The organism is Arthrobacter sp. NPDC057388 (genome assembly GCF_042668165.1).
In the GTDB taxonomy this organism is placed as follows: domain Bacteria; phylum Actinomycetota; class Actinomycetes; order Actinomycetales; family Micrococcaceae; genus Arthrobacter.
In genome coordinates, this window is the sequence record NZ_JBHVBL010000044.1 from 1 (window position 1) to 26,267 (window position 26,267).

Below are 26,267 nucleotides of genomic sequence, written 5' to 3' on the forward strand. Positions count from 1 at the left end.
CCGGTCCCATTCCGAACCCGGAAGCTAAGACCCACAGCGCCGATGGTACTGCACCCGGGAGGGTGTGGGAGAGTAGGTCACCGCCGGACACTATTCACGGCTCAGGCCCCGACAATGAAACGTCGGGGCCTGACCCTTTTAACAACCAAACCCCTCCCCAACAACCAAACCCCTCCGGGCACTCAAACCCATCCCACTCAAACCCTTCCTCACCTCCTGCAGGTTTTTCACCGACCCTCCCTCACTCCTTGTCGCCTGGTACCAAACGCTCCCGCACCCCCCCGGCCGCCGGCGAGGAAGCCCATGCCGGGAGACGGCAGGAACTGAGGACGCGTCAGGGTTGAAGCGGCAGGATCAGACGACGCGTCCGGCCGGAAACGGCAGGAACTGAGGATGCGTCGGTAAGGAGACGGCAGGATCAGACGACGCGTCCGGCTGGAGACGGCAGGATCTGAGGACGCGTCAGGCAGGAGACGGCAGGATCAGACGACGCGTCCGGCTGGAGACGGCAGGATCTGAGGACGCGTATGCCAGGAGACGGCAGGAACTGAGGAAGCGTCGGTACTCACCCGGCAGGATCTGAGGACGCGTCGGTAAGGAGACGGCAGGATCTGAGGACGCGTCTTGTTTGATGCGACTTCTCCCCGACGCGTCCTCACCTCTTGCGGGTTTTTCACCGACGCGTCCTCACGTCCTGCAGGTTTTTCACCGACGCGTCCTCACGTCTTGCGGGTTTTTCACCGACGCGTCCTCACGTCCTGCAGGTTTTTCACCGACGCGTCCTCACCTCCTGCGGGTTTTACACCGATGCTCTCTCAGTCCTTCCCCGCTGGGGGAGTGGGACTCCGGGCCGGTAGAGTTGGTAGCCATGGAAAACCTCTTCAGCCACGCCGCCGGCGGCAATGCGCCCGGGCCGGCAGATGACCTGGACGCCGTTATCTGCACTGTTATGGTTCCCGGTCCTGTGTCCCGGGCGTTCATGGGCTTCACCGACCATACGCATCTCTGGTGGCCCATGGAGAGCAACAGTGTCTATGGTCCAGGTTCCTATGTGGAGTTCGAGGAGAACCTTATCCTGGAGTCCGCTGACGACGGCCGGAGCACCATCTGGGGAACCATTGATGACTGGCAGCCGCCGCTGTCCTTCCACGCCTCCTGGTACCCCGGCAGCACCGCCCTGTGGTCCACCGAGCTTCGGGTTGTCTTCCGGGGCGTTGCGGAAGGCACCGAGGTGCGGGTGATCCACGACGGCTGGGAGGGGGCCGAGGATCCCTCCAACACCCGCGCCGCGTGGGAAAAGGACTGGCCCGAGGTGCTCAGCCGCTACGTGAGGTTCATGGGCGGCGCCGCCGAGTAGGGAGCGGGCGAGCAGAGCCGGTCTCCGGCACCTAGACTGAAGCCAAGTGGAGTGAACAGGAGACCCATGGGCAGCATCGCCGATGAACTGACATCAATCCTCGGCCCGGGCAAGGTACTGCGGGACGAGGCCACACTTGCCGTGTACGCGGTGGACCAGGCCCCGGTGGTGGACTACCGGCTTCCGGCGGCTGTGGTGCTGGCGGAGACTGTCGACGATGTCCAGGCCACGGTCAAAGCCTGCGCTGCCCGGAATGTGCCGCTGGTGCCGCGCGGCGCCGGGACCGGGGTCTCTGGCGGCGCCCATGCCAGCGAGGGATGCGTGGTCCTTGGCCTGGAACGGATGAACCGCATACTGGAGCTCAACGCGGATGACGAGACCGCCGTCGTCGAACCCGGCGTCATCAACGCCGACCTGAACGACGCAGCCGCGGCGCACGGACTCATGTTCGCTCCCGATCCCGCCAGCTTCAGAATGTCCACCATCGGCGGCAACGTGGCCACCAACGCCGGCGGACTACGCTGTGCCAAATACGGGGTAACGCGTGATTCGGTGCTGGCCCTGGACGTCGTCCTTGCGGACGGGTCGCTGCTGCACACCGGTCACCAGACCTTCAAAGGCGTGGCCGGTTACGACCTGACAGGGCTTTTCGTCGGCTCCGAGGGAACCTTGGGCATCGTGGTCGGCGCTACGGTCCGGCTGAAGTACCTGCCCCGCGAAGTGCACACCATCGCCGCGTTCTACCCTGACTTCCGGCAGGCGGCGGCCGGCGTGCTCGCCGTCGGCAAGGCCCGCGTGCAGCCCGCCATCATGGAACTGCTCGACGGCGGCTCCCTCGCCCAGCTGGACGAGCTGCACGGCTCGGACCTCGCGTCGCGGGGAGCGTCCCTGCTCCTGGTCCAGACCGACGGCTTCGGGGCGGCGGCAGAGGCCGACATCGTGCGCCAGGTCCTCGCCGCCGGCGGTGCCGTGGTCACCACCGAGGCCAGTGCGGAAGCGGAGCAGCTGGTGGAGCTGCGGCGCAACAGCAGGGGCGTGGAGGTGGACGACGAGTACCGCGTGGGCGAGGACGTTGCCGTGCCGCGCTCCAGGCTGGTGGACTACGTGGCGGCGCTTGAGGCGCTTGCCGGGCTTCATGCCGTTCGGCTGAAGGTGGTGGCCCACGCCGGGGACGGCAACCTCCACCCGACGTTCTGGATCGACCGCGTGAACGACGCGGTGGACGCAGGCGCCATGCGCCGCTTAAACGCGGCACTGGACGAGTCGATCGTGGCGGCCCTGGAAATGGGCGGCACCATCACGGGCGAGCACGGCGTGGGGCAGTACAAGCTGCGCTGGCTGGGCTTGGAACAGCCCGAGCCGCTGCGGGAGCTGCAGCGCCGGATCAAGAACCTCTTCGACCCCGCAGGCATCCTGAACCCCGGCAAGGCCATCTAGAGCGCCTCTAGAGCGTCTACCGGGGTCTACTAAGGAATATCAGTCGTCGGCGTCGGGATACTCGTCGATCGACTCGTCGCTGCCGTACCGGGACTCCTCGGTCTCGACGGAGAGGATCTTCAGCAGCTCCGTGTCTGGGTTCAGCATGATGGCGGCCTCGTCGCGGCGGTGGCGCAGGATGGAGTCGATGTAGGACTGCACGGCCTCGGCCAACGGGATGTGCCGTTCCTGCTTCTCGGACATGTACCAGCGGTGCTCCAGGACCTCGTGCACGGCCTCGGCGGGTTCGAGCTTGCCGGACAGGTCGCGGGGGATGGACCGGACGATCGGTTCAAAGATCTGGCTGACCCACAGGTGCGCGCTGTATTCCTCGTCCATGTCCGGGTTGTTGTCCGCCCGGAAGGAGTCCATGTCGTTGAGCAGGCGGCGGGCCTGGTTCTCCTGGGCATCCAGCCCGGTGAGGCGCAGCAGGCGGCGCATGTGGTGGCCGGCGTCGACCACCTTTGGCTGCAGTTGGATGGTGGAGCCGTTCTGGGTGGTCTTGATCGCGTACTCTTCGACGTCGAAGCCGAGTTCGTTGAGCCGCCGGATGCGGGCGCCGACCCGCCACCGCTCGCCCAGTTCGAAGGACTCCTTGGCCGTCAGCTCGCTCCACAGGCGCCGGTAGCTTTCCATGATGAGTTCGCTGGTGGCCACCGGGTCCACCTTCTCCTCAATCAGGCCGCCCTCGAGCAGGTCCATGAGCTCCCCGGCGATGTTGACGCGGGCGATCTCCAGATCGTACTCGCGCTGGCCGGTGGACAGGTCCGGGTACAGTTCGCCTGTTTCGGCGTCCACCAGGTAGGCGGCGAAGGCGCCGGCGTCACGGCGGAACAGGGTGTTGGAAAGCGAGACGTCGCCCCAGTAGAAACCGATGAGGTGCAGCCGGACCAGCAGCAGCGCCTGTGCGTCGATGAGCCGGGTGAGCGTGTCCTTGCGCAGCATCTGCGAGAACAGCGCGCGGTACGGCATGGAGAACTTCAGGTGGCGGGTCACCAGGACCGGGTTCAGGGGGCGGCCGTCCGGCGTGGTGCGCCCGGTGATGACGGCGACCGGCTCCACGCAGGGCACGTCCAGCCGCGCGAGCTTGCGGAGCATGTGGTACTCGTGGCGGGCCACGTGCTCGGACGTTTCCTTGATGGCGATGACGGAGCCGCCGAGGTGCGCGAACCGCACGATGTGCCGGGAGATACCGCGGGGGAGTGCGGCCAGGTGTTCCGCCGGCCAATCCTCAAGCGCGATGTGCCAGGGCAGGTCCAGGAGCTCCGGGTCGGCGGCAGCGGCCGTGATGTTGAGGTTGCTGGCGACCGAAGCTGCCTTGTCGTCGTTGGCGCTGGCCGCCTCGAACCGCGGCAGTTTGCCGATCTGCCCGTAATCGGTGGGTTCATCGTGCCACTGCGCGTTGCGTTCCTCGGTCATGGGTCAATTCTTCCGTATTTTGCAGGGGGTGCCCAAAAGGGCAGGCGTTAAAGCCCGACGGCGGCCCGTCCAGTCAGGAGGGCCGCCGTCAGTTTTCGTGCGGTTATTCCGCGATGTCAGTCGCCCAGGCGCTCACCGGTCTTGGTGTCGAACAGGTGCACGTGGCCGGACTGCGGCCGGACCCAGATGGACTCGCCCTTCATCGGGGGGCGGCGGCCGTCGACGCGGGCCACGATGTCGTGGCTCTTGCCGTCCAGCGTGGTGTGGCCGTAGACGTAGGCGTCGGCGCCGAGCTCTTCGACGACGTCGACCTCAACCTGCAGGCCTTCGCCGGTGGCGGCGGTCTCGAGGTCCTCGGGACGGGTGCCCAGGGTGACCGTGCGGCCGTGGGCCTCGTCGAGGATCTCGTGCGGCACGGGGTAAACCGTTCCGCCGAACTGCACGCCGCCGTCGACCACGGGAAGTTCCAGCAGGTTCATGGCCGGGGAGCCGATGAAGCCGGCAACGAAAACGTTCTTGGGGCGGTCGTACAGGTTGCGCGGGGTGTCCACCTGCATCAGCAGGCCGTCCTTGAGGACCGCAACGCGGTCGCCCATGGTCATGGCCTCGACCTGGTCGTGCGTCACGTAAACGGTGGTGACGCCGAGGCGGCGGGTGAGGGAAGCGATCTGGGTGCGGGTCTGGACGCGGAGCTTGGCGTCCAGGTTGGAGAGCGGCTCGTCCATGAGGAAGACCTGCGGGTTACGCACGATGGCGCGGCCCATGGCAACACGCTGGCGCTGGCCGCCGGAGAGGGCCTTGGGCTTGCGGTCCAGGTACTGCTCGAGGTCCAGGAGCTTTGCGGCTTCGCGGACACGCTCGGCGCGCTCTTCCTTGCTGACGCCGGCGATCTTGAGGGCGAAGCCCATGTTGTCGGCCACGGTCATGTGCGGGTACAGCGCGTAGTTCTGGAAGACCATCGCGATGTCGCGGTCCTTCGGCGGGACGTCGGTGACGTCGCGGTCGCCAATGAGGATGCGGCCGGCGTTGACGTCCTCGAGGCCTGCGAGCATGCGCAGGGAGGTGGACTTGCCGCAACCGGAGGGTCCAACGAGGACCAGGAATTCGCCGTCGGCGATTTCGATGTTGAGCTTGTCAACAGCGGGCTTTTCTGTGCCCGGGTACAGACGCGTAGCGTTGTCAAAAGTAACTGTTGCCACAGTTATCAATCCCTTCACCGGCAGGTACGTGCCGGACGATCCGTTGTGAATGGTTCATGTAATTCAGTTGTGCCCTACATGATGACTCCCCGGCCGGGGCCGAGGAGCATCGAGTGACGCCGCACGGTTCCTGTGCGCCACATCACAAAGAAGAGTATGTCAGGTTAATTGGAAAACGGACAAAATGTTACGGACGTCACATATGAGATGCCGCACAGCTATCCGGAGGCGACGGCCTTCCGGCGCTCCCGCAGCAGTGCCTCGAGGAGTTCAGCGATGTGCACCGGCGCCTCCACCCGGAACTGCGCCTGGGTGAAGTCGAGGCCCACCTTAACCCCGACGTCGTCCGGCCCGAGGCGGGCCAAGGCGTCCTCGTCGGTGGTGTCGTCGCCGGCGAAGAGCACGCCGGTGGCCCCGGTCGCCTGGCGAAGGAAGTCGACGCCCTCGCCCTTGGACGCGTGCACCACGGAGGTTTCGAGGACGCGCTTGCCGTTCTTGAGGTAGACGCCGGGGCGGTCCTGGAGTGCTGCACGTGCGGCCGCGACGGCGTCCTCGGCAACATCGTCGGCCGCCAGCCGGGTGTGCAGCACGACGCCGGCGGGCTTCTCCTCCAGGACAGTCCCCGGGGCGAGCTGCACGATCTCGGTCAGGACAGCCCGGACCTCGTCGAGGAGTGCGAGCTGCTCAGGGTCGAGGGTGAGCGGCGCGGAGCCCGGACCCAGCCACGCCTCGGCGCCGTGGCTTCCGATCAGCAGGGTCTCCTCCGGCGGGGAGGCGACCGCACGCAAACTGTCCAGTGCCCGCCCGGAGATGAGTGCCGTCGTCGTACGCGGCAGTGCCGTTAGTTCGGCGAAGGCGGCAGCCGAGCGCGGAAGCGGGCGTGCGTCCCCTGCATGGTCAACGATGGGGGAGATGGTGCCGTCGAAGTCCATGGCCACCAGCAGCTGGTCAGTCCCGGCGATGCGGCGCACGGCCTCCAGCAGTTCCGGGGACAGGGTCAGCTTGCCGGCCTCTTCGGTGTGCTCTGCCTCAGGAGTCATCGCGGACCACCTTCTCGTTGAGGGCGTTAAGGAAGTCGGCCGACCAGTGGTCAACGTCGTGGTCCAGGATCTGCTTGCGCATGGCCCGCATCCGGCGCGCGGACTCCTTGGGGGTCATATTGACAGCCCGCATCACGGCGTCCTTGAGGCCGTCGATGTCGTGCGGGTTCATCAGCAGCGCCTGCTTGAGCTGGTCCGCGGCGCCGGCAAATTCGCTGAGGACGAGGGCGCCGTCGTTGTTGGTGCGGGCGGTGACGTACTCCTTGGCCACCAGGTTCATGCCGTCCCGCAGGGCGGTGACCAGCATGACGTCCGCGGCCAGGTAGAGCGCGACCATCTCCTCCACCGGGTAGCTGTGGTGCAGGTAGCGGACCGCGGTGTTTTCGATGGTGTCGTAGGTGCCGTTGATGTGGCCCACGGTGCCTTCGACTTCCTCGCGGAGGAGCCGGTACTGCTCCACCCGCTCGCGGCTGGGGCTGGCAACCTGGATCAGCGTCGCGTCGCCCACCTTGAGCTTGCCTTCGTTCAGGAGCTCTTCGTAGGCCTTGAGGCGGTGGCCGATGCCCTTGGTGTAATCCAGCCGGTCCACGCCCAGGAGGATGGTCTTGGGGTTGCCGAGGTCCTGCCGTATCTGGCGGGAGCGCTCAATGATCTCGGGTTTCCGCGCCAGTTCGGTGATGTGCTGGACGTCGATGGAAATCGGGAAGGCCTGGGCGCGCGCGATGTGGGTGTGCTCGCCGTCGGAGTCCTTGACGTGGACCTGCTGCTGCTTGACGCTGGCGCCGAGGAAGCGCCGGGCCGAACGCATGAAGTTGCCGGCGTCGCTGCTGCGCTGGAAGCCCACCAGGTCCGCCCCGAGCAGCCCGTCGATGATGGCGTGGCGCCAGGGGAGCTGGGCGAAGATTTCCGGCGGCGGGAAGGGGATGTGGTTGAAGAAGCCGATCTTCAGGTCAGGCCGGGCCTGGCGCAGCATCCGCGGCACCAGCTGCAGCTGGTAGTCCTGCACCCACACGGTTGCGCCTTCATCGGCGGTGCGGACGACGGCGTCGGCGAACCTTCTGTTGACCCTTCGGTAAGACTCCCACCAGGTCCGGTGGAACTCCGGAGGGGCGATGACATCGTGGTACAGGGGCCACAGGGTGGCGTTGGAGAAGCCCTCGTAATACTGCTCGACGTCGTCGCTGCTGAGCTGTACCGGGACGAGGTCTATGCCGCCCTGGCTGAAGGGCTCGACAGTCTCGTCCGCGGCGCCGTGCCATCCCACCCAGGCGCCGTCCGTTCTGGTCATCATCGGGGCAAGGGCTGTTACCAGGCCGCCGGGTGAGCGCCGCCAGCCGGAGCCGTCATCACCGGGTTCGCCGGGCGCGCAGCGGTCAACCGGGAGGCGGTTGGAGACCACCATGAAGTCGTACTTGGCGGCGTCCTGGCCCGCGTCCCTGGTGCCGCGCTCGCTGGCATGCGCTGTGGCCTGCGCCGTGGCCTGCCCGCTGGCGCCTGAGCCGCTGCCGGGTACGGCCGCGCTTTCCGTTTTTGTGTCGGATGTGTCGCTTACAGCTCCGTGCATGGGGGGCTCCCTAAGGTTGCTTATGGCTCTAATCAACCTTAACGGGCTGGAATCTTCCGGGCCATTCGTCCGTTGGTCAGGCTGAAATGATTGCTTGAAAGCGCAAGCCTCCGGTGTTCTCCCCTAAACTGGGGGAGTTGCCCCGAGGTGGTCCGCACCTGTCCGCACGACACGAGGAACTGATGAGCCCCGCAAACGAACCCCGCCAGTCCAAAGCAGAACGCACTGCCCAGGCCCGCGAGAAGGCCCGCGAAATCCGCGAGGCGCAGCTTAAGAAGGACAAGCGGAACAAACTGCTCATCGGCTGGGGCATTGTGGTTGCCGTCGTGGCCATCCTCGCCGTCATTGCGCTGGTGGTGACCAGCAACATCCGGAACAACGCCCCCGTGGCGGACCAGGGCCCGACGCCGGCCAATGGCAACGTCCACGGCGGCATCACCCTGCTCAAGGGCACCGAGGTGGCAAAGTCCGCCGCCGCGAGCGTGAACGTTGCGGACATTCCCTCGCCGCCGGCGTCCGCGCCGGCAACTATCACGGCGCCCGGGGCCGAAGCCGAAGCGGGCAAGCCGGTCAAGGTGGTCCTCTACATCGACTTCATCTGCCCCGTCTGCAAGAACTTCGAAGCGACGTACAACGAGACGCTGACCAAGCTCCGGGACGAAGGCAAGATCACCGTGGAGTACCGCGCCCTGGGCTTCCTGGACAGCCGCTCCACCACCAACTACTCCTCGCGCGCCGCCAATGCCGCCGCCTGCGTTGTGAACGAGTCCCCCGAGAAGTACTCGGCGTTTGTTGACACGCTGTTCGCCAACCAGCCGGCCGAAGGGGGCGCCGGCCTCTCCGACGACGAACTGAAGAAGCTGGCTACGGACGTCGGCGCCAAGAGCATTGACTCCTGCGTTGAGAACAAGACGTACCGGCCGTGGGTCAAGTACACCACCCAGGAAGCCGCAGCCATTGGCGTGACCGGCACGCCGACGGTCCTCGTTGACGGCAAGCAGTGGGGCAAGGGCGACAGCGCCCAGACCGAGTTCCCGGCCTTCGTCGAGGCGGCCATCAAGGCCAAGGCCTAAGCGTTCCTCCTGAACAGGCGGTGGCCCGGCTCCCGGATTTTTTCCGAGACCGGGCCACCGTTCGTTTAAGCACCTTCTTGCTTGTTTTTACGGGCGGGCGGTCCGTGGGCTAACCTTATGTAGCGCGCCGTTGCGGCGCCTGCCCTCGAGGGCAGGCCTCCTTAGCTCAGTTGGCCAGAGCACCGCTCTTGTAAAGCGGGGGTCGTCGGTTCGAATCCGACAGGGGGCTCTTATTTCTTGATTGACCTGCGGTTTTTACGTACGGATGGCGGCGCTAAGCGCGAGGCACCCCATCCGCCGCCAACTCAGCGAACGGGCTCAAACCCTCGGGCCCGGCCCGGACTGCGGGGCCGGGCCCGTTGCTCGGCAAGGTCAAAAGCGTCGATGCAATCCAATAACTCTTAGACCAGGACGTCGATCGTCTTCGGGGAGGTTTGCGGCACCTGGCGGCGAAGTCTCATGGCATCAAGCACGCGCTTTTCGGCAAGGGCGTATGCTGCCTCATGCGGAGTGACCCCCGCGTCGCGGCTGTTATCCAGGACCGCGGCTGTGTTGGCCCTCAGCTTGTCCGAGATCATTGTGAAGATATCGGCGGGTTCGACGACGAAGGGGGAGTAGCGCGCCGCCATGGAGTGGGCAGCGGCCACGATCCCGCCGGCGTTGGCGATGAAGTCGGGCACCACGATGATTCCCCGTTCGTGCAGTATGCGCCTGGATGTGGGGGAGGTGGGCAGGTTGGCCCCCTCCACGATGAGTCTGGCATTGGTGCTGGCTGCGACGACGTCGTTGATGGTGTCTTCCCGGGCGGCGGGGATGAGGACATCCGCGTCCACATCCAGGGCAGCATCAGCCGGGAGCACGGAACCGTAGTGCTGAACGCAGGCGTCGCCCGTGGCTGCGCGGAGTTCCAGGAGTTTGTCGAGGTCCAAACCGTCGGGGTCGTGCACGGCCCCGCTTGCTGTTGAGACGGCAACCACGACGGCGCCCAGGTCCCGGAGCCGGATTGCCGCTGCTTGGCCCACGGCGCCGAAACCCTGGATTGAAACCCGCGCGCCCTGGAGGCTGATGCCGCGGTTTTGAGCGGCTGCTTCAGCTGCTTCGGCAACGCCGTATCCCGTCACCCCAAGCTGGTCGTAAGGAAGCCCGCCCAATGCCCGCGGCAACCCGGTGGAGGCTCCGCGGTCGCCCAGCTCGTCGAGGAAGACTGCCGCGTCTTCCTCGGTCAGGCCCATGTCCAGGCCGAAGACGTATTCGGCGGGAACTTCGTTCGCCAGGGTCCTGGCGAAGGCCCGCAGGATGGCTTCCTTGTTCGGGTCGGTTGGGTCTCCGAGGATGCCAGCTTTGGCGCCGCCGTGAAACAGGTCCACGGCGGCCCATTTCCAGGTCATGGTGCGGGCCAGACGGGCGATTTCCTGGACGGTGAGGCTGGAGCTCATGCGGGTGCCGCCTTTGCCTGTGCCCCGTGCGGTGTTGTCGATGACGAGGACGCCGCGCATGCCGGTCTTCCGGTCGGAGACCACCACGATCTTTTCGGGTCCCCACTCGTCAAAAAGTGAGAAAGTGCTGTCGGTCATTTTTGATGCTCCTGTTCTGGAAAGGGTTGGTTCAGGCGACATGGACGCCGTGAAGACGTTGCGCGGCTTCGGCGCTGGCCGTTTTGAGGGCTGTTACCGCCCCCTTCACCGCTGGGTTGATGGTGCTGGGCGCGTGCAGGGCCACCACGTGCCGGCGCACCTGGAGGTCGGTAATGGTGGCCGTGGGGGCGGACCCCGCTGCATGTCCCAGTGCGGGGACCAGAGCCACGCCCAGACCGGTGGCGACGAATCTCCCGATGACGTCGTAGTCATCGCTTCGGTAGTGCACCGCAGGCTCGAATCCGGCAGCTGCGCAGGCCCTGCGGAGGGACCGGGCACCTGAGGTGCGTTCACCCGTGGCTACCCAGGTCTCCTTTTCCAGATCGCTGAGGGAGATCTCTGAATCGGTAAAACGATGCCCGGGTGGCAGCAGCAGAACCAGCTCCTCGTCGAGGAGCGGCTCCGTTTTGAGTGCCTTTGGCCACGTCTGGGGCGCCAGGTCGTAGTGGTACACGATCGCCAGGTCGAGTTCGCGGTCCAGCAGCAGTGGAACGAGGGTTTCCGGTTCGCCCTCATCGAGGTCGATGCCCACGTCACCGTGGGTCCGGGCGAAACTGACAAGCGACGACGGAAGTAGCTGTTGGCTGGCAGTGGGAAAGCTGCCGAGCCGGACTTGCCCGAAGTTTCCTTCCGACATCGCCTTCACTTCGTCCTCGAAAGAGGCGAACGCGGAAAGAATGTTTTGGGCTCGTTCGGCCAGGAATGCGGCGGACGGTGTAGGCCTGATGCCGTGGGCGTCCCGCTCGAACAGTGCCAGCTTTACTGACCGCTCCAGGCAGGACATTTGCTGCGAGACGGCAGAACCTGTGTACCCGAGGGACCGTGCGGCCTCGGCGAAGGACCCGGTCCTCAGCACAACGAGGAAGGTCCGTAAATGCAGGGGATTGACCATGGTTCCCAATGCGCTCTTAGCCGGTGCTGCCGCTAGACGGCCCGGCCCGGGGTGAGGATTCCCAGGGGGTCGAAAGCCGACTTAACGAGTTGATGCGCAGCCAGCGTTGCTGGTTCGAGTTGCTTGCCAAGGGCTCCCACCTTGAGGGAGCCGATTCCATGCTCCCCGCTGATGGTGCCGCCCAGCAGGATGGCCTGGTCGGTGATCAGATCGAGGATGCGCTCCGCCGCCGCGTAGGCTTCGGGGGATTCGTCCGCGATAACGACTGACGGGTGGAGGTTTCCGTCGCCGGCGTGGGCGAACGTCGGAATTTCGACGTTGTTGGCGGCGCCGATCTGTTCCAGGGCAACGAACATATCCGCGAGCCTGGATATGGGGACGGCGACGTCGCACGAGGCCCGCAGGCCGCGCGCGTCGAGCGCCTTACCGGACACTCGCCGTGCTTCCAGCAGGACGTCCCCGTCGGCCTGTTCGACGGCAGTGGCGCCCGCCTTCGAGCACAAGGCGGCCGCGACGGATGCATCCGCTTCGGACGAGGGGGAGATGAACTGGCCCACCAGGATGGCGGCGCCCTCTGTCGAGAGGCCCGTTGGGTGGAACTGTTCGACAATCCTGACGCTCGCCCGGTCCATCAGTTCCATGACGTCGGGAACCACGGAACTGCCCATGATGGCCGCAACGGCTTGGCCGGCAGAAGCAGCTGTGGGAAAGGTCGCGCGGAACGTGACTGCCTTGCCCGCAGGGCGGGGAACGAGCCGCAGGGTAGCCCCGGTGACGATTCCCAGTGTCCCTTCAGAGCCGACGAAGAGGCTGGTCAGGTCGTAGCCGGCCACGTTCTTTCGTGTCCTCGCCCCGGTGGTGATGACGTCTCCGTTGGCCAAGACCACTTCGAGGCCGGCCACGCTGTCGCTGGTTACTCCGTATTTCACGCAGCGCAAGCCGCCGGCGTTGGTGGCGATGTTGCCGCCGATGGTTGATTGGCGATAGCTCGCCGGATCCGGGGCGTACATCAGGCCGTAATCGGCGGCAGCGGCGTCGAGGTCTGCCGTGACTACGCCTGCCTGGACGTGGGCGAGGCGGTTGTCCGGGTCGATGCTGATGATGGTGTTCATCCCCGCAAGGGACATGACCAGCCCGTCTGCATACGCGACGGCCCCGCCGGCCAGGCCGGTTCCGGCACCCCGGACAGAAAGCCGGACCTGATGCCGGGCGGCCCATCTGACGCCGGCGACGACGTCGTCCGTGGAACGGGCCGCCAATACCGCTGCAGGCAGGCCCGCCGGAACGGCGCGTGATGCGTCCCGGCTGTAGCGGGCGAGGTCGGCCGGATCTGTCAGCACTTGCGGGCCAACGTGATGGCGGAGTTCCTGGACGGTTCGCACTGGTGGTGTCCTTACTGAGTAGGCGGTGCCCTGAAAATTGGGAATGAGATGTGCAGGCGGCGGCACGGGGCCGCCGCCTGCCCCGTTGCTAGATAAACGTGACGCCCTGGGCGAGGGGGAGCTGGCCGGAGAAATTGATGGTGTTGGTGGCCTGGCGCATGTAGGCCTTCCACGAATCCGAGCCTGATTCGCGTCCGCCGCCGGTTTCCTTTTCACCGCCAAAGGCGCCGCCGATTTCCGCGCCGGAGGTGCCGATGTTCACGTTGGCGATGCCGCAGTCCGAGCCGCTGGCCGAGAGGAACAGTTCCGCTTCGGTCTGGTCCTGGGTGAAGATGGCCGAGGACAAGCCCTGGGGAACGGCGTTGTGGATCTTGATCACCTCTTCGAGGGTTTCGTATGTCATGACGTAGAGGATGGGGGCGAACGTTTCGTCATGCACGACGGCGGTCTGGCCGGGCATACGCACGACGGCGGGTTCCACGTAGAAGGCCTCGGGGTGCTCCTCCGCCAGGACGCGGTTGCCGCCCTGCACCACGTCGCCGCCTTCGGCGACGGCCCGGGCCAACGCATCCTGCTGTGCCTTGAAGCTTCCGGCGTTGATCAGCGGCCCCACGAGCGTTCCCTCCTGGGTCGGGCTGCCGATGTTCAGTGTGCGGTAGGCCTCGACGATCCGCGGAACCAGGCTCTCGGCGATCGAGGAGTGCACGAAGAGCCGTCGCAGGGAGGTGCAGCGCTGGCCCGCAGTGCCTGCGGCGGCAAACACGATGCCGCGAAGGGCCAGATCCAGGTCGGCGGAGGGGGCGACGATGGCGCCGTTATTGCCGCCGAGTTCCAGCAGGGCGCGGCCGAACCGCCTGGCGATTGTGGGTGCGATCTCCTGGCCCATGCGCACGGACCCTGTTGCGGAGACAAGGGCGATGCGCGGATCCTCCACGAGCTTCTGGCCGCCGGTGCGGTCGGTCAGCAGCAGATGGTGGATGCCGGCGGGTGCCCCCACGTCCTTCACGGCGCGGGCGAGGAGGGTGTCGACGGCGAGGGCAGACAGGCGCGTGGCATCGGCAGGCTTCCACACCAGGGTGTCTCCGGCTACGAGAGCAAGGGCCGCGTTCCAGGCAAATACCGCCACCGGAAAGTTGAAGGCAGAGATGATGCCGACGACGCCGAGCGGGTGCCAGGTTTCGGCCAGCCGGTGCCCGGGCCGTTCGGAGGGCATGGTCTTGCCGTACAGCTGGCGGGACTGGCCGACCGCGAGGTCGGCGATGTCGATCATTTCCTGCACCTCGCCGAGGGCTTCGGAGCGGATTTTGCCCACTTCGGCGGTGATGAGGGCTGCCACGTCCTCCTTGTGTTCGGTGAGCAGCTGGCCCCAGCGCTTGACGACGGCGCCGCGGACGGGGGCGGGCACGTTGCGCCAGGTCTTGAACGCTTCGGCGGCGGCGGAAATGGCTGCCTCGATGTCGGCGTCGTTGTGGACTGCGGTGGAAAGGATGACTTCCCCCGTGATGGGCGTACGGGTTTCGCGAGGGCCCTCCAGGAGGGCAGGGTCCACGCCGATGGCCTGGAGGCTCTTGCGGACTTCAGCGGTGATTTCGGACGTGGCCGGCAGGGCCGGGGCAATGGTGGTCATGGGGGACTTCCTTCGGGTTGGAGTTAGAGCTGAAATGGGAGATCGGTGATCGTGATGCCCAGGGCGTGTTCGGCCTGAGCCAGTGATTCGGATCGCTGCGCTGAGTACAGTTCGTTGGGCTCATGGATCCGCCGGCCCAGGACTTCGGACAGGCGGTTGATGTCGTACGGGGTACCGGCCTGCGCGTCGTCGCGGGACCCGTCGTCGCTCAGGTTCGACTGGAAGATCCCTGCCGCGGAACGCGGCAGGAAGTCCTCGTAGACGATGGGCTCGGGAACCAGGGTGCCTGTCTCGACGAGTTCCCGCAGGGTTGCGGAACCCGTGCGGGGGGCCGCGGCGGGGTTTGCGGGGCGGTAGGTGAAGTAGGCGAGGTCCTGCAGGGCCAGTTCCTGCTCCGTGTCCGGGAGGTGCTTCCGCCAGACCTGCTCCGCGATGTCGGCGCGGGTGGTGCCGGCGGGGCTGGCGGCAAGCCGGGTGTCCACCTCGGCAACCATCCGGTCGTAGAGGTTCCGGCCCTTGTCGGTGAGGGCGATGCCACGCTGTTCCACTTCGCCGAAACGGACACGGAGGGATCCCGGCCGGATGCCGCCGTCGGAATAGCGGAAGACCCTTTCCTCGGCGAGGGCCCGGAACGACGTTTGCCGGAGCAGGACATCAGGTCCTTCCCAGTTGGGCGGGCCCTGGATCTCGTCGATCATGGTGATGCCGCGCGCCTGCATCCGGGCGTACAGGTCATCGATGTCCAGGACGCGGGGAGTGAGGTGGTTGATGTGGGTGGAGGGAACGCCGCCGATGTCCGCAGCCACCGCGGAAATGGCCTCCAGTTTGAAATACCAGTCGTGGTCAACCGGGGCAGGGGAAAGCTTGAAGGAAGAGGTGGCCAGTTCGAGGAGGCGTTCGGCCTCAACTTCATCAAGTCCGCCTTCTGCGGCGCTCTTGTCGGCGAGATCGAGCAGGTCGTCGGGGAACAGGGTCCGTGCACCGATGAAGGCCTCGAGCTGCTGCTGTGTCTCCGCGTCGAAGAACCGGCGGTCATCATGGGCGAGCATTGAGGTGAAGACGCGGAAGGGGTTCCTGGCCAGTTCCTGCGCATCGACGGGGCGGAACGCTGTTGAGACGACCGGGACGGAACTCTTCGAGGCGTCCCGCAGGTCATAAAAACCCACCGGATGCATGCCAAAGGCGGCGAAGATCCTGGCCACCTGGGCGAGCTCCTTGGGGGATCCGACGCGGATGGCGCCGTGGCGCTCGGCCGTGACCCGCTCAACGCTGCCCAGCCGCTCGGCGTGCTGCCCGTTCCGGCGCATGAAGTCCTCGTTCACCTCCCGGGAGACGTCCACCAGTGTGTTGTAGGCGGGAACTTCGTTGCCGTACAAGGTGGCAAGGCGAAGGGCGAACTCTGCCCTCAGCTCCCACAGCTGCAGCTTCGTCGTTGTTGGCATGGGCTTGTCCTTTCAAACCTTGTTTCTTCTTTGGGGATGCCAAGTGAGGCCTAGATGATGTGGATTTCCTTCACGCGGGACAGTTCGCCGGCGAAACGGGCGGCACTGAACTGCTCCGGATCCATGAAGGACTCCCGGCCGAGGTACATGTCCCTGACGAGCTCACCCACGGCTGGCCCCTGCAGGAATCCGTGGCCGGAGAAACCCGTGGCGTACATGAACCCCTCCACGGTGTCGGAGGAACCGATCATGGCGTTGTGGTCCGGGGTATTTTCGTACAGGCCCGCCCAGCCGACTTCCAGCTCCTGATGGGCAAGGCGCGGTGCCACGATGTCCGCCGCGCGGTTGAATGCGGGTACCCATTGATAGTCGAATTCGCGGCAAAACCCCGGTTCCTGGTCCTGGTTGGAGATGCCCAGCAGCATGCCGTTGAGGTAGTTGTGGAAGTACAGCGTGGTGGAGAGGTCCAGGGTGAAAGGGACCGTGGGGAATGCAACATCGCGCTGGGACGTCATCCCGATCTGCCGCCGGACCGGTTCGATTGGCAGATGGACGCCTGCCAGGGCACCCAGCCGGGTCGACCAGGCTCCAGCAGCGCAGATGACTGTATTCGTCCGGATCGTGCCGCGGTTGGTGTGGACCGCGCGCACGGCACCGCAGCCGGCGTCGAAATCCAGCACCTCGGTGTCCTCGCATACCGTGGCGCCCAGTTCCCGGGCAGCCCCCGCGTAAGCGCTGACTACCTTGGACGGTTCCGCAAACCCGTCCCGGGGAGAGTAAGAGGCCCCGAGCAGGACGTTCGGATCAAGGAACGGGTTGATCTGCTGGGCTTCCGCTGGTGAAACCATTCGGCTGCAGCCGCCCAGCGAGTTCTGGATGTGCGTGCTGGCTTCAACCTCGAACAGTTCTGCTTCGGTGCGGCAGAGGAAGAGGTATCCCACCTGTCGGAGTCCGATGTCGGCTCTGAACTTCTCGCCGAAACGCTCGTAGGCCTCCAGGCTGCGCTGTCCGAGACGAATGTTCCCCGGATCGGAGAACGTCGCCCGGACTCCGCCCAAGGGCTTTGCCGAAGAGCCGGAACCCAGTGTGTTGCGCTCGATAAGGACGATGTTGTGTATCCCGGCTTCCGCCAGGTGATAGGCAATGCTGGTGCCCATAATCCCGCCGCCCAGAATGACCACCTCTGCCTCCGCCGGAAGCGGCGCTGCAGGTGACTTCACCAGCGGGACCACATTGTCCGCGTGCTTGATCTGCATGTTTTCCTCCAAAAGCCTGTCTTGGAACAAGCTTGGACGGACACCTGCTTTTAGGTCTATCGATAAATTTTCAACAATTCGTTTAGATTTGCTATATGAAGTGGACTTTTGAGCAGCTCAAGACCTTCAAAGTGGTGGCGGAGGTGGGGACGATGACGGCCGCAGCGGAGGCATTGGGGTTCACTGCCGGCGCTGTGTCGCAGCAGATGTCGGCGCTGCAGGGCAGTATCCGAAGGCCATTATTTGCGCGGGACGGTCGCAGGGTCACCCTGACGGATGCGGGACTGACACTGTTGCGCCATGCCTCAGTGCTCCTGGAGGACGAGCGCCGGGCTGCCGCGGCGCTCAGTGGACCCCAGGCGGAGCAGCGGGCGGTCGTGTCCGTGGGTGTCTTCGGCTCGGCGGCGGTTTCGGCCATGCAGCCGGCCATCAGCTACCTGCGGAATTCAGCGCCCAATGTTGCCATCCAGGCTGTCGAAGTCGATGTGGAAACGATGCCCTTGGCCGTGCAGGAGTCCCGGATCGACATCGCCTTGGGCTTGAACTACGGCGATGCGCCGCAGGCTCCCCTGCGTGGCGTGGAATCCCAAACGCTGCATGAGGAGCCGTTCCTGATGATCGTGCCGCCCTCGGAACGCGAACACCTGCGCACAGCCCACGCGCTGATAGAGCATGCCAACAGCAGCGACTGGATCCTTCCGCCGGTCGACACTTACTTTGGCCGGGCCTGCCGGTTTGCCTGCGCCCGGTCCGGGATCGAGCCGAACGTCCAGCACGTCGTGACCGATACAGCTGTTTCGATCGCGCTCGCTGAGTCCGGGATAGGCATCACCCTCGCCACACCCCTCATGATGGGCCTCCGGCCCACAGCCGCTCCGACAGCCGTTCTGCCCGGGGAGCCGAGCCGCAGCATCGTGGCCATCGTGCGGTCCTCGGCGCTGGAACGTGACAGTGTGCGCGCCGTCCGGGACGCGCTTGTGCATGCCTTCAGCCCCGGCGCGGCGATGCGCTGAAGGGGTCCTGCCGGGCGCCGGCTTTGGCCCCCTGCGTTCCCGAGCGAAAGAATCCGTTGCGGCAGGGCCACTACTGCTCGCCCTCGAGTGCTTCCGATCACAGTTCACGGTCCTCCATAGTCGTTGAAGCAACAACGCGCGGGGGACAAGCAAACACAAGACCGGCCGGAAACAGACGGAGGCATGAACGCCCAATGAATTCTGAACCTCAGCTACACAGAGACCTCAAACCACGCCAACTCACCATGATCGCTATCGGCGGGGTCATCGGGGCCGGCCTGTTCGTCGGTTCAGGCGTCGTGATCAACGACGCCGGGCCGGGAGCCTTCCTCAGCTACGGAATCACGGGCGTGCTCATGATCCTGGTGATGCGAATGCTCGGAGAAATGGCAACGTCCAGCCCGTCCACCGGGTCCTTCGCCGATTACGCGCGCCGGGCCCTCGGCGGATGGGCAGGATTCTCACTGGGATGGCTGTACTGGTACTTCTGGGTCATCGTCGTCGGCTTTGAGGCCGTAGCGGGTGCGAAGGTGCTCTCCTACTGGATCGACGTCCCGCTGTGGGTCCTCTCGCTGGCGCTGATGGTGCTGATGACCTGCACGAACCTGTTTTCGGTCTCGTCATTCGGAGAATTCGAATTCTGGTTTGCCGGCGTCAAAGTGGCCGCGATCGTGGCGTTCTTAGTCCTCGGCGGCGCCTTCGTCCTTGGCTTCTGGCCGGGCAGGTCGATGGACTTCAGCAACCTTGTCAGCCACGACGGCTTCCTGCCGCACGGCCCAGGTGCGATCTTCTCGGCCATCGTCGTCGTGATCTTCTCGATGGTCGGGGCGGAAGTCGCCACCATTGCCGCAGCAGAGACGAAGAATCCCGTTCAATCGGTCACCAAAGCCATGAAGTCAGTCGTGGTCCGAATTTCCATCTTCTATGTGGGCTCGGTGTTCCTCCTGGCTGTCATGGTCCCGTGGAACTCCACCGAACTCGGTGCGTCCCCGTTCGTCACCGCGTTCACCGTGATGGGCATTCCGTTCGCGGACACCCTCATGAATGCCGTGGTGCTGACCGCTGTGCTTTCGTGCCTGAACTCTGGCCTCTACACCTCCTCCCGGATGCTCTTTGTCCTGGCTGCCAGGCGCGAAGCACCCGGCGCGCTGACCCGGGTGAGCAGGCGCGGGGTTCCGGCGGCCGCAATCCTCGCTTCCTCAGTGGTCGGATTCCTTTGCGTGGTCGCGGCCGCGATATCCCCTGACGGTGTCTTCCTCTTCCTGCTCAATTCATCCGGCGCCATCATCCTCTTCGTCTACCTGCTGATTGCCCTCACCCAGATCGTCCTGCGCCGCCGCGTCAAGGAAGACGAACTCAAGGTGAAGATGTGGCTCTTCCCCGGACTGTCCATCCTCACGACTGCCGGGATCGCCGCCGTCCTCGTCCAGATGGCCGTAACCGGCAGCACCCAAATTTCACTGGCATTGAGCTGCCTGTCATGGGTGGTGGTGCTGGTCCTGTACTTCGCCGTGGGACGGCGAGGCGGGTCTCCGGCTGTCCATGCTCCGGTAGTCACTGCCGACGCTTCCAGCAGGAGCGCCTTGACGGAAGCTGAGTCGTCTCAAGCTGCTGTACCGGGGAAGTAGTCCAGGCAATAAGCTCAGCCTCTGCATACCGTTATCACAGGACTATTTTCTTCGTTCCACCGCTTCGGCGATTCTTTCCGCTGCCCGGATAACCTGGTCGCCGAAGTCCTGTCCTGGCGACTTGACCACCCTGGCCAGCGGCATGGCAAGGCAGACGGCGGCGATGATTCCCTCGTCGGTCTGTACGGGCGCGCTTATGGACCCGAGACCTGGAGTCCGCATGCCGACGGACTCGATCCAACCGGCCGTTGCCAACTCGGCGAGGGCGTCGTCGTCGGCGGCCAGGAGCCTGCCGCTGGAACCCTGGGGGAGCGGAAGCCGTGAACCCACGGGCAGGATGGCGCGGAGTTCATGCTGGCTGTCCGCGCTGAGCAGGCAGACACGCTCGTCTCCCCGCCGCACCCATAATTGCGCGGTTTCGCCGGTCCGGTCGCGCAGTTCCTGGAGAACCGGCAGGCCAGCGTTTTCCAGTGCTGATCTGATGAACCGGTCACCCAGCCGGAAGGTGCCGCTTTCGGAGCGGCGAAGGAACCCGTAATCCACCATTTGCAGGGCAAGGCGGTGCGCCGTGGACACCGAAAGGCCGGTCTGCCGTGACAGCTCGCTGGCTGACACGGCAGACCGGCCCACGGCATCAAGGATGGCAGCGGCACGCTCAAGAGTGCGGTTGCTTCCGTTGGTTTCAGGAGACGGCATAAGAGAAGCCTATGATGCCGAATCAGCCTTTGGCGGCCACTGATTCGGTCATGAACTCCGCCACCACCTTCTGCGAGATGGCCACGTCCAGCACGAAGACACCTTCCTCGTTCGCGGCAAGCCAGTCCTGGAGGTGCTGCAGGTCCGCCAGGGTGCGGGCTTTTGCGCCCGAGGCGCCGAGGGCACGGCCGACGGCGGCGAAGTCCACTTCATCGATCAGCATCGCCTGGTCGTGCAGCCCCTTAACTGCATACTGGTGCAGTTCCGCGCCGTACGCCGAGTCATTGAGCACCACCACCACGCCTTTGCGGGTGGCCCGTAGGAATGTTTCGAAGTCGGCCAGCCCCATGAGCCCGCCGCCGTCGCCACTGACCAGTACGGTGGTGCGTTCCGGGCGGCCCACCGAAACGCCGGCAGCGGAACCGAAGCCCATACCGATGGACTGGAAGGCTGTGCCCACCAGGATCATGGCGTGCGGATCGGGCACGGAGAGGTACATCGGCGCCCAGCCGATGAAGTGCCCGCCGTCCATGACCACCGAGCGTTCCGCCGGCAGGATCTGGTCCAGGGCAGAGACGACCGCTCGCGGGTTCAGCCGCCCGTCAGAGCCGAACTCCTCGGGATCTTCGCTCGGGCGGGACGAGCGGAATTCCGGGCCGGCCACGTCAGGGGCCCGGTCCCGCCAGGTCGTTGTTGTGGCGGTGGTGGCGCGCTGGAGGAGGCCGTCGACGAACGGGCGGATGTCTGCGCGGATGTACTCCGCGGCGGGCAGGTTTCCGGGGTCCGGTTCGTTGTCCACCCGGATAATAGTGGTTGTTGCAGGAAACAGGGTTCCGTAGCGGGTCTGGAAGAGGTTTTGGCTGGCCCCGACCACCAGGACCACGTCTGCCTGCCGGGCAATGTCAAGGCGGTGGCGGCGGGTGAAGCCGCCGGCGATGCCAAGGTCCCAAGGGCTCTTGAACGCGTTGACGGCCATGACTGAGGTCATGAACAGTGCGCCCAGCCGGTCGCCCAGCTCGCGCAGGGGAGCACCGGCATCGGCCAGCAGCACGCCGCGGCCGCCTAGGATCAGTGGCTGTTTCGCGGCTGCGAGCAGGCCCGCCACGCGGTCCAGGTCGGCGGGATCGGCGGCCCATGCCTGCTTCGATGGCAGAGGTTCCAGGGGCTTCGCTTCCGACGGCGGAGCTGTCGCCAGGTCATACGGTAGGGCCAGGACCACCGGCTGGACGGTCCGCAGCGCAAGGTCGAAGGCACGGTGCGCCACCGCTTCGGCGTTGCCGGGACCGGCCACGAGAGTCACCACTCCTGCGGCTTCCGCGGCCTTGGGCTGGTCGATGTCGAAGGGCCGGGGGCCGGTGGAGGGCGCGTCGCCCACCACCAGGACCAGCGGGATGCGGGCTAGCCGGGCCTCGGCAAGGGTGGTGTAGGCGTTGGTGAAACCGGCGCCGTAGGTGGTGGTCGCTGCTGCAATGTTTCCGGTTGCCCGGTAGTATCCGTCAGCCATTGCCACTGTCGCCGACTCGTGGCGGGCAGAGGTGAAGGGAAATCCGCGGCGGGTCAGCCGGCTGATCAGGTGGACATTGCCGTTCCCCATCAGGCCGAAAAGGTGCCCGGCACGCTCTGCGACCACGTCGGCCACGATCGCGGCCACGTGGCCCTCATCCGGAAGCCGGTTTGCGCCGATGCGCGGGACGGCGGTACTGGTGCTGGTCATAGTGGTCCTTTGTGGTGAGTGGCACGGCGGTGCCCCCGCACGCGCTGGGGGCACCGCCGTCGTCATTGTTGTAGTGGGGGCAAGGCCGGTCAGGTGAGGAACGGCACGATCAGGGACGTGACGAAGAGGACCAGCGCGCCGCCGAGGCGGTTGGTGAGGGCGGCGAAAGGCATCAGGTGCATGCGGTTGGCGGCGCTCAGGACAGACACGTCGCCGCTGCCGCCGGTGTCTGCCATGACCAGGCCCGGGGTGATGGAGGCTTCGACGAAGTTGAACTTCACCAGCCAGCCGAGGACGCCGGAGGTCAGGGTGGCGATGACGACGGTGCAGACGGTGAGGAGGATGAACAGCGGGTTGCTCAGCGAAGCGAGCACGTCCTGGATCTCGATGTAGGTCAGGCTGACGCCGACCAGCAGCGCCGGTACCAGGACGGCACCGATCAGGTCGCCCCAGTCGGCGGTGGAGTCCTCCACGTCCTTGGGCAGGAGCCCGAAGATCTTGACGGCGGCGGCTGCAATGATGGCCCAGGCGTAGGGGTGCAGTCCGGGGACAAGCGCGGCCATCAGGTTGCCGAAGATGAAGAGGCTGCCGGCGATCAGCAGGCCCTTGCCCAGAGCGATGAAGGAGGACGCGTCGCGCTTGGGCGGCAGCGTGAGTTCGTCCGACCGGCCCTTGATCCGCATCAGCTGGCCGTGGCCGTTGAAACCGACAAAGAGCTGCTTCTTGCGCTTACCCAGGCCGTTGTAGATGCCGGCGATGAGGATGCACACCACGTTGGCCATCACGACGGCGGACATCAGGTCACCCATGAACGCGGCGGAGTCGCTGCCGGTCGCCGAAGCGTACATTTTGGACATCGGCAGGGCTCCAACGCCGAGGCCGCCGGCCATGATCGGGGCCGCAATGAAGAGGATGCCCTCGACGAACCCGAAGCCCGTCACCAGGCCGAGTAGCCCCACCAGGACGAAGGTGGCGATGAGGCAGCCCACGACAGGTACCGCGAAGCGGGGCCCTGCCTTGAGCAGCAATGCCCTCGGCATGCCCAGGATGGAGCCGGCGATGATGCCGATGACAAAGAAGTCCAGGAAGCCGTGGCCGTCGATGAAGTTCTGCACGACGGTGACGAGGTTTTCCGGCATGACGCCGAAGAAGGCCAGGGTGGCGGGGGCAAACGTGCACAGGATGGTCGGCAGCCCGAAGTCGCGGACCACAGGGAAGAGGTTGCCGATCCAGATGAAGAGCCCGCCGAGCAGGATGGTGGTGGCGAAGCCGGCCACGATGGTGTCCGGCAGGTTGCCGGTGATAGCGGCGATGAGGACCAAGGCCGCAAGGATGAGATACAGCGGCGCGGGGAGACTGGCGATGCGGAAGCCGGGCCGGCCGGGGTAGTGGGTGCCCGGCCGTGAGCCGACCGTCTTAGTGACAGGGTGCTCGATGCCTCCGGCAGGGCCGGGACTGGTCTCGCTCATGGCCATGTCCGTTGGTTCGCTGGTGGATTCCGTGGTGCGTGGGCTTGTAGACATCATCGTCTCCAGAACGGTGAGTAGGAACTGTTATTTTTGGGGGTCGGGTGCTGTTTGGTCTCGTATGTACTGGTCAGCGGGCAGGTTCAGCCAACGCCGCGGGGGAGTGCGCGACGATGTCCCGGGCGAGGCGGACCGCCTCGGCAAGGCGGTTCTCGTTAACACCGGTTTCGTGGCCGGCCTCGTGGACGTACCGGACAAGTTCTTCGGTAGCGATGTTGCCGTGGGCACCGGGGGCGAAGGGGCAGCCGCCGTAGCCGCCCAGCGCCGCGTCATAACGGACGACGCCGGCACTCACCCCGGCGCCGACGGTCGCCAGCGCCTGGCTGTGGGCGTTGTGCAGGTGGAGGTAAAAGGTCAGGTCCGGTTCGGCGTTCCGCACGTGGGCCAGGCTGGCCAGCACGTTTTCGGTCGGCGTGGTGCCCAGGGTGTCGGCCAGGCCGATGTCCTGAATGCCCATGTCCTTGAAGGCGCGGACCACGCGAAGCAGGTGGTCGGGGTCGATGCTGCCTTCGAAGGGGCAGGTGAAGGCGGTGGAGACGCCGGCGAAGAAGCGGGTCTGCGGATAGCGGGCGACGGTGGCGGCGATGCCTGCGAGGGCGTGTTCGATCGCCTGCCCGGCGTTGGCGTTGCTGTGCGCCTGGCTGGCCGAGGTGACCACCTGGATGTCAGTGGCGCCCGCGGCTACTGCCCGCTCGATCCCCTTACCGTTCAGGGCGAGGCTCGTGTAGCGGATTCCCTCGGCTGCCGGCAGGGACGAGATGACGTCGGCGGCGTCCGCCATTTGCGGCACCCGCCGGGGATTCACGAAGGACGCGGCCTCGATGCGTTTGATTCCGGCTGCGATGAGGGCCTCGGCGATTTCCAGCTTGTGGGCCGTGGAGACGATGACCGGTTCGTCCTGTAGCCCGTCGCGCAGGAAGACGTCAGTGATTTGGACCTGCATCAGCGCGCCTCCTGCAGACCCAGGGCCGCGATCTCTTCGGCGTCCATGCCGGCAAGCTCCCGCAGGACCTCGGCAGTGTGCTGGCCCAGCTCGGGACCAATCCAGTTGACCTGCCCTTGGTGGCCGGGCATTTTAGGGACGACGCCCGGGAACCGGATCAGCTCAGGCTCGTCTTCGACCACTACCTCGTGGGTTTGGATCATGTCGCGGGCCAGATAGTGCTTGTCCACTGCGATGCTGGGTGCGTCGTAGACAGGCCCGGCGGGAACACCGGCTTCGTCCAGCCTGTCGAGGACCTCAGTGAGGGGCATGCTGCCGGTCCAGGCGGAGATGGCACCGTTGAGCTCTTCTTCGCGCGCCCCGCGTGCCTCCGTGGTGAGAAGGGTTTCGTCCCGGGCAAGGTCGTCGCGGCCGATGGCCCCCATGAGCCGGACGAACACGGAGTTCGAATTGCCCCCGATGACCACCTCGAGGTTGTCCTGGCAGAGGTAGGAACCGGTGGGTACGACGCCGGGAAGCGCGCCGCCGGTGCGCTTGCGGACCATGCCGTAGGCGTCATAGTCCGGGACGAGGGATTCGAGGAGGCTGAAGACGCCTTCGTAAAGCGCAACGTCCACGATCTTGGAGGAGCCGGTGTCCAGCCCGCGGGCCTTCTGCAGCATGAGCATCAGGGCTCCAATCACGCCGTAGAGGCCGGCCACGGTATCGCCCATGCTGGCGGCCGCCCGGCCCGCCGGACGGTCCGGTTCGCCGGTGACATAGCGAAGACCGCCGAAGGATTCGGCGGAACTGCCGAAACCTGCGCGATTCCTGTAGGGCCCGGTCTGTCCGTAGCCGGAGATGCGCACCATCACAAGGTCCGGGTTGAGTGCCTGAAGGACCTCCGGTCCCAGACCCCATTTTTCGAGTGTGCCGGGACGGAAATTCTCGATCACCACGTCGCACTGGGCTGCTATTTTCTTGGCCGCCTCGCGCCCGGTTTCCGAGCGCAGGTCCAGGGCCACGGACTTCTTGTTCCGGGCAACGGTGCGGAACAGCATGGAGGTAGTGCCGCGGGTCTTCCGCCAGTCACGCAGCTCATCCCCGCCCTCGGGCTTTTCTATTTTGATGACTTCGGCACCGAAGTCGCCGAAGAGGCGTCCTGCGAACGGCGCGGCGATGAAGCTGCCAAGCTCCAGAACGCGTAATCCCTGGAGCGGGAGGGTGTTGCCTTCGAATTGAAGTTGCTGCGTCATGTTCTTCCTGCCTGCATCATGGAGTGCAAAGAGGCCCGCTACTTCTTGTTCCCACTCAGTGGGAGAAGCTTGTCATCGGGCGGATCGACGATAGCAGGGCAATGTGACCCGCGCAACAGTCGGCTCGGTCGAGCTTTAACCGTGATCCGCC

Annotated in this window: 20 protein-coding genes, 1 tRNA gene and 1 rRNA gene; 7 read left to right on the forward strand and 15 right to left on the reverse strand. The window is 65.6% G+C overall.

All coding sequences use genetic code 11. The features are described from left to right. The 3 genes from rrf to ACFUTU_RS17455 form a co-directional block, all read left to right on the forward strand. Positions 1 to 89 (forward strand): 5S ribosomal RNA (gene rrf / locus ACFUTU_RS17445); the annotation flags it as partial. A gap of 779 nt (positions 90 to 868) precedes the next feature. After that, a complete protein-coding gene (locus tag ACFUTU_RS17450) occupies positions 869 to 1,357 on the forward strand; it encodes a hypothetical protein (protein ID WP_377966512.1) in 489 nt (162 codons plus the stop codon). Between the two features lie 66 nt (positions 1,358 to 1,423). Then, positions 1,424 to 2,794: an FAD-binding oxidoreductase gene (locus ACFUTU_RS17455; RefSeq protein ID WP_377966514.1), complete on the forward strand. Its 1,371-nt coding sequence runs from the start codon at positions 1,424 to 1,426 to the stop codon at positions 2,792 to 2,794. A 39-nt stretch (positions 2,795 to 2,833) separates the two neighbouring features. Here ACFUTU_RS17455 and ACFUTU_RS17460 read toward each other — a convergent pair whose 3' ends face one another. The 4 genes from ACFUTU_RS17460 to otsA form a co-directional block, all read right to left on the reverse strand. Beyond that, positions 2,834 to 4,252 carry a DUF4032 domain-containing protein gene (locus ACFUTU_RS17460; RefSeq protein WP_377966516.1) on the reverse strand — a complete coding sequence of 473 codons (1,419 nt, stop codon included), beginning with the start codon at positions 4,250 to 4,252 and terminating at the stop codon, positions 2,834 to 2,836. Positions 4,253 to 4,368: 116 nt separating this feature from the next. Next, positions 4,369 to 5,451, reverse strand: a complete 1,083-nt coding sequence (locus ACFUTU_RS17465) for an ABC transporter ATP-binding protein (protein ID WP_377966518.1) — start codon at positions 5,449 to 5,451, stop codon at positions 4,369 to 4,371. A gap of 218 nt (positions 5,452 to 5,669) precedes the next feature. Further along, on the reverse strand, positions 5,670 to 6,491 hold the full coding sequence (gene otsB / locus ACFUTU_RS17470) for a trehalose-phosphatase (RefSeq protein ID WP_377966520.1): 822 nt from the start codon (positions 6,489 to 6,491) through the stop codon (positions 5,670 to 5,672). Then, positions 6,481 to 7,893, reverse strand: coding sequence for an alpha,alpha-trehalose-phosphate synthase (UDP-forming) (otsA, locus tag ACFUTU_RS17475; RefSeq protein ID WP_377966565.1), 1,413 nt, complete (start codon positions 7,891 to 7,893; stop codon positions 6,481 to 6,483). Before otsA ends, otsB begins: the two co-directional genes overlap by 11 nt. Positions 7,894 to 8,237: 344 nt before the next feature. Between otsA and ACFUTU_RS17480 the strand changes: the two genes are divergently transcribed. Together ACFUTU_RS17480 and ACFUTU_RS17485 are read left to right on the forward strand one after the other, a co-directional pair. Continuing rightward, on the forward strand, positions 8,238 to 9,128 hold the full coding sequence (locus ACFUTU_RS17480) for a DsbA family protein (RefSeq protein ID WP_377966522.1): 891 nt from the start codon (positions 8,238 to 8,240) through the stop codon (positions 9,126 to 9,128). 155 nt (positions 9,129 to 9,283) lie between these two features. Further along, positions 9,284 to 9,357: transfer RNA gene (locus ACFUTU_RS17485), tRNA-Thr, on the forward strand. Between the two features lie 172 nt (positions 9,358 to 9,529). Here the strand turns inward: ACFUTU_RS17485 and ACFUTU_RS17490 are convergent. From ACFUTU_RS17490 to ACFUTU_RS17515, 6 genes are all read right to left on the reverse strand, one after another. Continuing rightward, on the reverse strand, positions 9,530 to 10,702 hold the full coding sequence (locus ACFUTU_RS17490) for a Glu/Leu/Phe/Val dehydrogenase (RefSeq protein WP_377966524.1): 1,173 nt from the start codon (positions 10,700 to 10,702) through the stop codon (positions 9,530 to 9,532). A 31-nt stretch (positions 10,703 to 10,733) separates the two neighbouring features. Continuing rightward, positions 10,734 to 11,654, reverse strand: coding sequence for a LysR family transcriptional regulator (locus ACFUTU_RS17495; RefSeq protein ID WP_377966526.1), 921 nt, complete (start codon positions 11,652 to 11,654; stop codon positions 10,734 to 10,736). A gap of 32 nt (positions 11,655 to 11,686) precedes the next feature. Further along, on the reverse strand, positions 11,687 to 13,036 hold the full coding sequence (locus ACFUTU_RS17500) for an FAD-binding oxidoreductase (protein WP_377966528.1): 1,350 nt from the start codon (positions 13,034 to 13,036) through the stop codon (positions 11,687 to 11,689). Positions 13,037 to 13,124: 88 nt separating this feature from the next. Continuing rightward, the gene (locus ACFUTU_RS17505) at positions 13,125 to 14,663 is read right to left on the reverse strand and encodes an aldehyde dehydrogenase family protein (RefSeq protein ID WP_377966530.1); all 1,539 of its coding nucleotides are present in this window, start codon (positions 14,661 to 14,663) and stop codon (positions 13,125 to 13,127) included. Positions 14,664 to 14,686: 23 nt separating this feature from the next. Continuing rightward, positions 14,687 to 16,105, reverse strand: a complete 1,419-nt coding sequence (locus ACFUTU_RS17510) for a 2-oxoadipate dioxygenase/decarboxylase family protein (RefSeq protein WP_377966532.1) — start codon at positions 16,103 to 16,105, stop codon at positions 14,687 to 14,689. Positions 16,106 to 16,155: 50 nt separating this feature from the next. Continuing rightward, positions 16,156 to 17,361, reverse strand: a complete 1,206-nt coding sequence (locus tag ACFUTU_RS17515; RefSeq protein WP_377966534.1) for an NAD(P)/FAD-dependent oxidoreductase — start codon at positions 17,359 to 17,361, stop codon at positions 16,156 to 16,158. Between the two features lie 95 nt (positions 17,362 to 17,456). Between ACFUTU_RS17515 and ACFUTU_RS17520 the strand changes: the two genes are divergently transcribed. Together ACFUTU_RS17520 and ACFUTU_RS17525 are read left to right on the forward strand one after the other, a co-directional pair. Beyond that, positions 17,457 to 18,374, forward strand: coding sequence for a LysR family transcriptional regulator (locus ACFUTU_RS17520; RefSeq protein WP_377966536.1), 918 nt, complete (start codon positions 17,457 to 17,459; stop codon positions 18,372 to 18,374). A 194-nt stretch (positions 18,375 to 18,568) separates the two neighbouring features. Continuing rightward, on the forward strand, positions 18,569 to 20,002 hold the full coding sequence (locus ACFUTU_RS17525) for an amino acid permease (protein WP_377966538.1): 1,434 nt from the start codon (positions 18,569 to 18,571) through the stop codon (positions 20,000 to 20,002). A gap of 42 nt (positions 20,003 to 20,044) precedes the next feature. Here the strand turns inward: ACFUTU_RS17525 and ACFUTU_RS17530 are convergent, their stop codons facing one another. The 5 genes from ACFUTU_RS17530 to ACFUTU_RS17550 form a co-directional block, all read right to left on the reverse strand. Continuing rightward, positions 20,045 to 20,698, reverse strand: coding sequence for an IclR family transcriptional regulator (locus ACFUTU_RS17530; RefSeq protein ID WP_377966539.1), 654 nt, complete (start codon positions 20,696 to 20,698; stop codon positions 20,045 to 20,047). A gap of 22 nt (positions 20,699 to 20,720) precedes the next feature. Next, positions 20,721 to 22,412: a thiamine pyrophosphate-binding protein gene (locus tag ACFUTU_RS17535; protein ID WP_377966541.1), complete on the reverse strand. Its 1,692-nt coding sequence runs from the start codon at positions 22,410 to 22,412 to the stop codon at positions 20,721 to 20,723. Between the two features lie 89 nt (positions 22,413 to 22,501). Continuing rightward, the gene (locus ACFUTU_RS17540; protein WP_377966543.1) at positions 22,502 to 23,935 is read right to left on the reverse strand and encodes a 2-hydroxycarboxylate transporter family protein; all 1,434 of its coding nucleotides are present in this window, start codon (positions 23,933 to 23,935) and stop codon (positions 22,502 to 22,504) included. A gap of 73 nt (positions 23,936 to 24,008) precedes the next feature. Then, complete coding sequence (locus tag ACFUTU_RS17545) at positions 24,009 to 24,881, reverse strand: hydroxymethylglutaryl-CoA lyase (protein WP_377966545.1); 873 nt, start codon at positions 24,879 to 24,881, stop codon at positions 24,009 to 24,011. Next, the gene (locus ACFUTU_RS17550) at positions 24,881 to 26,116 is read right to left on the reverse strand and encodes a CaiB/BaiF CoA transferase family protein (RefSeq protein ID WP_377966547.1); all 1,236 of its coding nucleotides are present in this window, start codon (positions 26,114 to 26,116) and stop codon (positions 24,881 to 24,883) included. Before ACFUTU_RS17550 ends, ACFUTU_RS17545 begins: the two co-directional genes overlap by 1 nt. Positions 26,117 to 26,267 lie beyond the last annotated feature (151 nt).

Excerpts from the sequence above, each read along its gene's own strand:
- ACFUTU_RS17450 (WP_377966512.1), top strand. The coding sequence starts at position 869 with ATGGAAAACCTCTTCAGCCACGCCGCCGGCGGCAATGCGCCCGGGCCG.
- ACFUTU_RS17455 (WP_377966514.1), top strand. The coding sequence starts at position 1,424 with ATGGGCAGCATCGCCGATGAACTGACATCAATCCTCGGCCCGGGCAAG.
- ACFUTU_RS17460 (WP_377966516.1), bottom strand. The coding sequence starts at position 4,252 with ATGACCGAGGAACGCAACGCGCAGTGGCACGATGAACCCACCGATTAC.
- otsB (WP_377966520.1), bottom strand. The coding sequence starts at position 6,491 with ATGACTCCTGAGGCAGAGCACACCGAAGAGGCCGGCAAGCTGACCCTG.
- otsA (WP_377966565.1), bottom strand. The coding sequence starts at position 7,893 with ATGGTGGTCTCCAACCGCCTCCCGGTTGACCGCTGCGCGCCCGGCGAA.
- ACFUTU_RS17480 (WP_377966522.1), top strand. The coding sequence starts at position 8,238 with ATGAGCCCCGCAAACGAACCCCGCCAGTCCAAAGCAGAACGCACTGCC.
- ACFUTU_RS17490 (WP_377966524.1), bottom strand. The coding sequence starts at position 10,702 with ATGACCGACAGCACTTTCTCACTTTTTGACGAGTGGGGACCCGAAAAG.
- ACFUTU_RS17495 (WP_377966526.1), bottom strand. The coding sequence starts at position 11,654 with ATGGTCAATCCCCTGCATTTACGGACCTTCCTCGTTGTGCTGAGGACC.
- ACFUTU_RS17505 (WP_377966530.1), bottom strand. The coding sequence starts at position 14,663 with ATGACCACCATTGCCCCGGCCCTGCCGGCCACGTCCGAAATCACCGCT.
- ACFUTU_RS17510 (WP_377966532.1), bottom strand. The coding sequence starts at position 16,105 with ATGCCAACAACGACGAAGCTGCAGCTGTGGGAGCTGAGGGCAGAGTTC.
- ACFUTU_RS17515 (WP_377966534.1), bottom strand. The coding sequence starts at position 17,361 with ATGCAGATCAAGCACGCGGACAATGTGGTCCCGCTGGTGAAGTCACCT.
- ACFUTU_RS17520 (WP_377966536.1), top strand. The coding sequence starts at position 17,457 with ATGAAGTGGACTTTTGAGCAGCTCAAGACCTTCAAAGTGGTGGCGGAG.
- ACFUTU_RS17525 (WP_377966538.1), top strand. The coding sequence starts at position 18,569 with ATGAATTCTGAACCTCAGCTACACAGAGACCTCAAACCACGCCAACTC.
- ACFUTU_RS17530 (WP_377966539.1), bottom strand. The coding sequence starts at position 20,698 with ATGCCGTCTCCTGAAACCAACGGAAGCAACCGCACTCTTGAGCGTGCC.
- ACFUTU_RS17535 (WP_377966541.1), bottom strand. The coding sequence starts at position 22,412 with ATGACCAGCACCAGTACCGCCGTCCCGCGCATCGGCGCAAACCGGCTT.
- ACFUTU_RS17540 (WP_377966543.1), bottom strand. The coding sequence starts at position 23,935 with ATGTCTACAAGCCCACGCACCACGGAATCCACCAGCGAACCAACGGAC.
- ACFUTU_RS17545 (WP_377966545.1), bottom strand. The coding sequence starts at position 24,881 with ATGCAGGTCCAAATCACTGACGTCTTCCTGCGCGACGGGCTACAGGAC.
- ACFUTU_RS17550 (WP_377966547.1), bottom strand. The coding sequence starts at position 26,116 with ATGACGCAGCAACTTCAATTCGAAGGCAACACCCTCCCGCTCCAGGGA.